An 8902-nucleotide genomic window follows, 5' to 3' on the forward strand; every position below is an offset into this window, starting at 1 on the left:
CCGCCCTAAATCTCTTCACGTCAAGACAACCTCTGGACGTACCGTACCCCCTGATCCACGCCCGGCAGCCAATCTGTGGTCCAGCGCGGAGTGCCGCCGCCCCGCGCTCACCGCCCGCACCGCCTGCCCGATCGCCTTCCGGGACCCCACCAGCACCACCAGCTTCTTGGCCCGCGTCACCGCGGTGTACAGCAGGTTGCGCTGAAGCATCGTCCACGCCGAGGTGGTGACGGGAATCACCACCGCCGGGTACTCGCTGCCCTGCGAGCGGTGGATCGTCACCGCGTACGCGTGCGCCAACTCGTCCAGCTCGTCGAAGTCGTAGCCGATCTCCTCGTCCTCGTCGGTCATCACCGTCAGCCGCTGGTCGTCCACACTGAGCGACGTCACCACGCCCACGGTGCCGTTGAAGACGCCGCTGCGCCCCTTGTCGTAGTTGTTCCGGATCTGCGTCACCTTGTCGCCGACCCGGAACGTCCGCCCGCCGAACCGCCGCTCCGCCAGCCCCTCCCGGGCCGGCGTGACCGCCGACTGGAGCAGCGTGTTCAGCGCGCCCGCCCCCGCCGGGCCGCGGTGCATCGGCGCCAGCACCTGGACGTCGCGCCGCGGGTCCAGCCCGAAACGCTGCGGGATGCGGCGCGCCACCACGTCCACCGTCAGACCCGCCGCGCGCTCCGCGTCGTCCTCCGCGAACAGGAAGAAGTCCGGCAGGCCCTCGGTCAGCGGCGGCAGGCCCTCGTTGATCCGGTGCGCGTTCACCACCACGCCCGACTGCTGGGCCTGCCGGAAGATCCGGGTCAGCCGCACCGACGGGATCGGACTGCCCTGCGACAGCAGGTCCCGCAGCACCTCGCCCGCCCCCACCGACGGCAGCTGGTCGACGTCCCCCACGAACAGCAGGTACGCGCCCGGCGCGACCGCCTTGACCAGCTTGTTCGCCAGGATCAGGTCCAGCATCGACGCCTCGTCCACCACCACCAGGTCGGCGTCCAACGGCCGGTCCCGGTCGTACGCGGCGTCGCCGCCCGGCTTCAACTCCAGCAGCCGGTGCACCGTGGACGCCTCCGCGCCCGTCAGCTCCGCCAGCCGCTTCGCCGCCCGCCCCGTCGGCGCCGCCAGCACCACCTTCGCCCGCTTCGCCAACGCCAACTGCACGATCGACTTCACCGTGAACGACTTGCCGCAGCCCGGCCCGCCCGTCAGCACCGCGACCTTCTCGGTCAACGCCAGCCGCACCGACTGCTCCTGCTCCGGGGCGAGCTCGGCACCCGTCCGCTTCGCCAACCAGCCCAGCGCGGCCGGCCAGTCCACGTCGCGGAACCACGGCAGCCGGTCCTCGCCCGCCCGCAGCAGCCGCAGCAACTGGCCCGCCAACGAGATCTCCGCCCGGTGGAACGGCACCAGGTACACCGCCGTGATCTCCAGCCCGTCCCCGCCCGGCAGCCGCTCGCGCACCACCCCCTCCGTCGCGACCAGCTCCGCCAGGCAGTCGATCACCAGCCCCACGTCCACCTGCAGCAGCTTCACGCCGTCCGCGATCAGCCGCTCCTCCGGCAGATAGCAGTGCCCCTGGTCCGTGGACTGCGACAGCGCGTACTGCAGGCCCGCCTTCACCCGCTCCGGCGAATCGTGCGGAATCCCCACCGCCTGCGCGATCCGGTCCGCCGTCAGGAACCCGATGCCCCACACGTCCGCCGCCAGCCGGTACGGCTGGTTCTTCACCACCCCGATCGACGCGTCCGCGTACTGCTTGTAGATCCGCACCGCCAACGACGTCGACACCCCGACGCTCTGCAGGAAGACCATCACCTCCTTGATGGACTTCTGCTCCTCCCACGCCTCGGCGATCATCTTCGTCCGCTTCGGCCCCAGCCCCGGCACCTCGATCAGCCGCTTCGGCTCGTTCTCGATCACCTCCAGGGTCTCCACCCCGAAGCGCTCCACGATCCGCTCCGCGAACCGCGGCCCGATCCCCTTGATCAACCCCGAGCCCAGATACCGCTGAATCCCCTGCACCGTGGCCGGCAGCACCGTCGTGTAGTTCTCCACCGTGAACTGCCGCCCGTACTGCGGATGCGACCCCCACCGCCCGAACAGCCGCAGGCTCTCCCCCACCTGCGCCCCGAGCAGCGCCCCCACCACCGTCAGCAGATCATTCGCCCCCCGCCCGGTGTCCACCCGCGCAACCGTGTACCCCGTCTCGTCATTGGCATAGGTGATCCGCTCCAGGACCCCCTCCACCTGAGCCAGCTGCAACGGACACCTCACCCACAATCAGGACACATCCGACGACGAACGTACCGTGCCCCACTGACAGGTTTTCCGACTCTCTCCAAATCCCTCGTCCGTCCCGGTACTGCACTGCAGTTCTGTGCCCCGTCAGGGGCGCGAGGAACTGCGCGGGCAAGCACGACGGGGCCGTACGCCGACGACGCACGACCCCGTTGCACTGTCCGCCCCACCGTCTACTGCGCTCCTTCACCGAGCCTCAACAACTGCGGCACCCGCCGACGCCCCGCCACCCCCTCCAGCGCCGCCGCACACGGCACCAGGACGAGCAGTCCCAGCGCGGCGATCGCGATGCTCGTCCAGTCCGGGGCGAACGAGGGCGCTCCCGGGCCGGAGGTGAACGCCCTCAGTTCCAGTGCCGGGCCCAGCAGCCACGGCAGGCCCAGCCCGAGGGCCGTTCCGCCGATCACCGCCGCTGCCATCACCGGCAGCAGCTGCACCAGTTGGACGCCCGCCGCGGCCCTCGGGCCCAGGCCCAGCGTGCGCAGGTACGCAAGCATCCGGCCGCGTTCCGCGGAGCCGAGCAGCAGCTCCAGGACCACTGCCGTCAGCCCGAGCAACAGGCCGATCGCCGCCGCCGACCGGAACGCCAGCTCCAGTGCGGACGCCAGCCCGTCGTTCGTCGACTCCTTCAACTGCCCTGCCATGTCCCGGACTTCCACCGGCGCGCCGCGCAGCACCGCGCCGCCCGCCACCCCCGCGCCGCCGACGCCCGCGGTCGCCGCCGAGGCCGCCACCACGGCCCGCAGCCGGTCCCCGTCGATCCGCTGCGCGCCGGCCGCCGACCCGGCGCGGCCGGGCTCGGCGAACAGCACGGCCGCGTTGCGCTGCCCGGTCTGTCGCGGCAGGCGCTCCGCGGCGGGCCCGCCGAACACCAGCAGCGGCCCGCCCGCGACCTCGGCGACCACCGGCCCGACCGCCCGGTCCCGTTCCGCGCCGGCCGGCAGCACGCCGACGATCCGGACCCGGAACCTGTTCGCCCCGGCGTCCGCGTCGAACGCCCCCTCGGGGAATCGCGCCGCGGTCCTCGCGTCGGCCAGCGCAGGCAGTTCCGCACCTGGCGCCAGCGGCGCGGACAGCCCCGCACCGCTCAGCGCCGCCGCCACCGGCGAGCCCGGCTCCAACTTCGCCAGCGCCTCCTGGTCGACGCCGACCAGGCCCACGTTCCTGAGCACCGTCCCGTCCTCGCCGGCCGTCAGCGACGCCACCCCGCCGTGCACCGACAGCACCCCGCCGACGCCCGGCACCTTCGCCAACTCCTCCAACGGCAAGGAGCGTTGGGCCGGCCAGAGGACGGCCGCGTCCCCGCCGGTGCGCCACTGCGCAGCCTCCGCCCGGCCGTTGCGCACCGTCCCGGACACCAGCGCGCCGAACACCGCGCAGGCCAGTGCGGGCACCAGCACCAGCAGCGCCGTCGCCGCCGCGCCGGACCGCCGGCCGGCCTGCGACAGGCCGACCAGCGCGACCGTGCCGCGCCGCCGCCGCGCCCAGCCGGTCAGCACCCGCAGCGGCACCGGGTACACCCGCAGCACCACGACCACCGCCGCCAGGCCCAACACCACGGGCACCACGGCCAGTTGAGGGTCCGGGTCGGCGGTGCCCGGCGAGGTCGCGCCGCGCAGCCGCAGCTGCAGCACACCCGCCGCCGCCAGCGTCAGCACCGTACCCTCCACCACCAGCCGGCCGGACAGGCCCAACGCCCGCTTCACACCCCGCCGTTGGACCGGCTCCCGACCCGCCCGACGCAGCGCCCGGCCCTGCCACCACACCGCCACCGCGGGCGCGCCCGCCACCAGCACGGCCACCGCCGCCACCGGCCACCACGCACCGAGCGGACGTTCCCCCGCCGACGGGCCGGACACCGCCCGGCCCGCCAACACCCCCACCAGGACCGCCGGAACGGCCTCCAGCAGCCGAACCGCCGCCAGTGCGGGCTCACCCGCCCCGCGCGCCCGCTGGAGCCTCAGCACCCCCTCCCGACGCCGCGCCCCCAACCGGGCCGCCGCCACCGCCGTGGACACCCCGATCGCCAACAGCCCCGCCAACGCGAACGACTGCAACGACACCGTCCGGGCCCGCTGCTCCGCGAACCGGTCCACCAGCGCCGACAGTTGCTCCTGCACCTGCGGCGGCGACACCGTCCGCACTCCCGCCGGGCACGGCATCATGTCCGAGACGATGTCGCCGCAGGCCCGATCCCGCGCCGCGACAGCGAACCCCCGTGCCCCGGCAGCAAGTTCACGCGCCCCCGCAGTCGTGCCGCCGGTCCCCCAGGGCTGCTGCGCCGCCTCGAACACCCAGCTCGCCGACAGCGACAACGACCCGCGCGCCTCCATCGCCTCCAGCCCCGCCGGGGCCACCAGCGCCTGCCCGTACCGGATGTACCCGCTCGGCTCCGGCGCGTCCAACGGCTCGTTCAACAACGGGAGTTCACGCCACAGGTCGTCCGAGCCGTCGAGCGGCGCGAACTCGCCGACCACCACCGCCTCGGTGGCCCCGGCCTGCCCCTCCAGCATCACCCGCTGCCCGAGCGCCAACCCGAACTGCTCCAACCCCTTGCGAGACATGCCCAGTTCGACCGGCGCCTGCTGCGCCGCGTCCGGCTGCCCGGGCGCCCGACCCGCCACCCAGCGCACCCGGGCCGCCGCGTCCTGCGCGTACGCCAGCGACACCGACGCCGGATTGCCGTGCGGCTGGGGCACGCCCTGCCCCTTCAACTCCATGCCGTCGCTCTGCGCCCGGCCCGACACCCGCACCAGGGTGTGCGCCAACTCCCCCGACGCACCCTGCCGCAGGCCCTCGCCGACCCGCGTCAGGTCGCTGTCCAACGAGCCGAACTGCGGCGCCGTCGACTGCCCCGCCCGGTTCCGCGGCGCGTTCAGCGTCGCCCGCGCCACCACCAGCGGCCCCTCCGCCTGCGCCACCGCCAACCGGCGGTTCAACTCCTTCGTCGACAAGTCGTCGAAGACCGGCGGCCACAGCAACGACGCCACCGTCAGCACCGCCGACAGCACGGCCAGCACCACCAGCACCGGCCACCCCGTCCGGGCCTCCCGCAACGCCGGACGCCACCCCCCGAACCCGCCGAACCCGCTCATCCGCTCTCCCCCGCCCGCAGCTCACGCGCCAGATCGACCCGCGCCAACATCCGCGACAGCACCAGCACCACCGAGCCGACGCCCAGCCCCGTCGCCAGCACCACCGCCGCCGTCCAACCCCAGCCCACCGTCAGCTCCAGCGACGGAAACACCGCCCGGCCACCGCCGTCCACCACGATCAACGGCAGCACCACCGCCGCCAGACCCACCCCCAGCACCCCGCCCAGCAGCACCGAGAAACCCACCACCGCCAACTGCTCCAGCCGCAGCACCCCCGCCAACTGCCGCCGCCGCACCCCGATCGCCCGCAGCACCGCGAACTCCCGCCGCCGCGACCGCGCCGAACCCACCGCATGCACCGTGAACCCGGCCACCGCGAACACCGGCGACAGCACCAACGACAGCACCAGCGCACTGCGCCGCCCCGCCCGGAACGGATCCGCCGCCATCGCCGCCGCCCGCGACCGGACGCTCTCCACCCGGCCCAGCCCGGGATCCGCCGCGATCGCCCGCTCCGCCTGCTCCATCCCCGCCTTCGACGACGCCGCCAACAACCACGCCCCGTCCGCCACCGGCGGCAACCCCAGCCCCGACCGCGCCGCCGACAGCGCCGACAGATCCACCAGCGCCTGCGCCCGGTCCCGGTCACCGCCGCCCGGGAAGTCCGGCAGCACCCCGACGATCCGCAGCCCGAACAGGTCCGCCTGACCGGACATCAACCGCACCTGGCCGCCCACCGGAGCGCCGATCGCCCGCAGGAACGCCTCGTTCACCAGCGCCGGCACCACGAACCCGGCCACCGGCATCCCCCGCACCCGCTTCGGCGTCCCCGGCGGCGCCAGCGCGAACGACACCCCGTCCGCCGCCTCCACCTGGGACGGGTCCGCGCCGCGCACCACCGCCGACAGCAGCCCGCCGTCCTCGGCCTTCACCGTCTCGCACACGCCCGCGTCGATCCGCCGCGAACCCTGGCCCTCGTCCAACTGCCCGGGACACCCCAGATCCGTCGGACCGAACGGGCCACGGGTGACATCCACCCAGCTCGCCCCGGCCGGCACCGTCGCCCCCTCGATCCCCGACAGCGTCAACCGGAACGTCGCCCGCGGGAAACCCCGCGCCGCACTCCGCAGGCCCAACCCCGTCACCTGCAACGGGTAGTGCAACTCCCCCGACGCCAACGGCAGCGACACCGTCCGGGCCACCCCGTCCGCCGTCACCTCCGCCCGGACCTCCGTCACCAGGCCGCCCGCGTCCTCGACCTGCGCCACCAGCCACACCGAACCGATCCGGCCCGCCGACGACACCGACACCCGCGCCTTCAGCTCCGACGGACGCCCCGCCAACGGCATCCCGTGCACCGGAACCCCGTCCCGCAACGACGCCAACTGCCCCGCCAGCGAACCCTGTTCGAGATCGGACCGGACCGCCGGAACGGCATGCGTCCACGACCCCGACGCCATCCGCTCCGACGTCGCCACCGGCTGCACCGCGGCCGTGTCCACCCCCAGCACCGACGTCGCCACCCCCGACACCTGGCCCTCCACCGCGCCCACCGGCGTCACCGCCGCCACCCCCGGCACCGCCGCCAACGCCGCCTGCCGCGCCCCCGGAGGCACCGCACCGCCCGTCACCCGCAGATCCGCGCCCAGGTCGAACGCCGCCCGGTCCCGATCGTTCGGCCCCTCCCCCGCGATCGCCGTCGTCGTCAACGCCCCCACCGCCAACGCCAACGCCATCAACAGCACCGGCGCCGCCTGACCGGCCCGCCCCCGGGACACCTGCCAACCACTGAGCGGCCCCACCAGACCCCGCCCACGCCGAGCCAACGCCTCCAACGCCCGCCCCAACGGCGGCAACAACCGCAGCAGCAGCAGCGCCGCCGCCACCGTCATCACCACCGGTGCCGCCACCAGCACCGGATCGAACCCCACCGCACTCGACGCCGGGCTCAACAACCCCTCGTACTGCCGCAGTTGCAGGTACGCCAGGACGGCCACCGCCGCCAGCACCAGGTCCGCCCCGGCCCGCTGCGCCACCGCCCGGCGGGCACTGCGCGACGGCACCTCCCGCTCGCCGCCGTCCGCCGTCCACAGCACCGGCAGCAACGCCGCACAGCCGTGCAGCACCAGCGCCACCCCGGCCACCGTCCACGCCGCCGCGCCCGTCGCCTCCGCGGCCGCCCCGTCCACCGGCAGCCCCAACCGCTCCAGCAGCCGCAGCAACGGCCCCGCCACCCACACGCCCAGCAGCGCCGCCGGCACCGTGCACAGCGCCCACTCCGCCGCCGCCGCACCCAGCAGCCGGGCCCGTCCGGCACCCCGCGCCAACTGCAGCAGCAGCTCCGATCGCCGGAAGTCCGTGAGTTGACGAGCGGTCAGCACCATCGTCACCGCCGACAGCACCGCCAGCATCGTCACCGGGACCAGCATCCCCGACCGCGCCACCATCATCGGCGACTGCAGATCGTTCAACGCCGTCGGCAGATCGCTCGACGCCCGCAGCCCGTTCACGGGAGACTCGGCGCCCCGGAACACCGCCCGGACCACATCACCGCCCATCAACCGGTCCACCCGGTCCCGCACCAGCCCCAGCCCCTCCGGCCGCAACTGCCCCGGCGCCGGCACCGCCGTCCACACCACGTCCACCTGGTCGTGCAGCAGCGGATGCGTCCGCAGCAACTCCTGCGACGCCAGCACCAACCCGTCCGACGACTCCACCGGCACCGTCGCCGTCCACGCCCGCCACTGCCGCTCCGCGCCCGGCAGCTCCCGGTACACCCCGCTCACCGTCACCGACAGCACCCCGCCGGCCGACTGCGTCAGCGCGATCTTCTCCCCCGCCGACACCCCCAGCCAGCGCGCCGTCGACTCCGACAACGCCACCTGCTCCAGCCCCGTCGGCCAGGCCCCCTGCGCCAGCTCCGCCACCCGCTGCGGCTCCGGCACCGCCAACGGCACCACCGCCATTCCCTGCGACGACACCGCCCCCGCCGCCCTCGGCAGCGGCGTCCGCAACGGCATCGACCCGCGCAGCACCTCTTCGATCTCCGCCGGCATCCCCGGCAACGCCCGGTGCAACGCCGCCCGCACCGGCGCATCCGCCGCCGCGTCCGCGCCCTCGGCGTACCGCCCCGACAACGTCAACGAGAACCGCGGATCCGCCGCCAACCGGTGCCGCATCCCCTGCGTCACCGAACTCCCCGTCAGCGCCGTCAACGCGGTCAACACCGCCACCGCCACCAGCACCGTCACCGCCGCCGCGCCCAGCACCACCCCGTGCTGCCCTGCCCGCCGAACCCCCGCCGCTCCCATGACCCCCGAAGCCCTCCGCCCGCCGATGGTCTGGACCAATCACGATGACGGGCAGTCTGCCCGCAACCATCCGCCCGGGCAACAACCAACTGATCACGGACCGGACTCGGTATCCGCTGGCTCCGGGAATGCTCCGGAAATGGTCCGGAAATGGTCCGAGAACGCGAAAAAGCCCCCCGCCATGAGGCGAGGGGCTTTCCCTGA

The 8902-nt window shown here is 74.3% G+C and carries 3 protein-coding genes; all 3 read right to left on the reverse strand.

What is annotated here, in order from left to right:
- Nucleotides 1-15: 15 nt before the first annotated feature.
- The 3 genes from recD2 to AMK19_RS38200 all read right to left on the reverse strand — a co-directional run bounded on the left by recD2 (nucleotide 16) and on the right by AMK19_RS38200 (nucleotide 8698).
- Nucleotides 16-2256, reverse strand: a complete 2241-nt coding sequence (recD2, locus tag AMK19_RS23905; RefSeq protein ID WP_143200353.1) for an SF1B family DNA helicase RecD2 — start codon at nucleotides 2254-2256, stop codon at nucleotides 16-18.
- Nucleotides 2257-2465: 209 nt separating this feature from the next.
- Nucleotides 2466-5387: an FtsX-like permease family protein gene (locus AMK19_RS36085; RefSeq protein WP_158071939.1), complete on the reverse strand. Its 2922-nt coding sequence runs from the start codon at nucleotides 5385-5387 to the stop codon at nucleotides 2466-2468.
- Nucleotides 5384-8698: an FtsX-like permease family protein gene (locus tag AMK19_RS38200; protein WP_158071940.1), complete on the reverse strand. Its 3315-nt coding sequence runs from the start codon at nucleotides 8696-8698 to the stop codon at nucleotides 5384-5386. The genes AMK19_RS36085 and AMK19_RS38200 overlap by 4 nt, the downstream gene beginning before the upstream one ends.
- Nucleotides 8699-8902: the final 204 nt, after the last annotated feature.

It is taken from the genome of Kitasatospora sp. CB01950, from assembly GCF_001905465.1.
In the GTDB taxonomy this organism is placed as follows: Bacteria; Actinomycetota; Actinomycetes; order Streptomycetales; family Streptomycetaceae; genus Kitasatospora.

What these genes read in the sequence shown, in the direction of transcription:
- AMK19_RS36085 (WP_158071939.1), bottom strand. Translation starts at nt 5,387, where the DNA reads ATGAGCGGGTTCGGCGGGTTCGGGGGGTGGCGTCCGGCGTTGCGGGAG.
- AMK19_RS38200 (WP_158071940.1), bottom strand. Translation starts at nt 8,698, where the DNA reads ATGGGAGCGGCGGGGGTTCGGCGGGCAGGGCAGCACGGGGTGGTGCTG.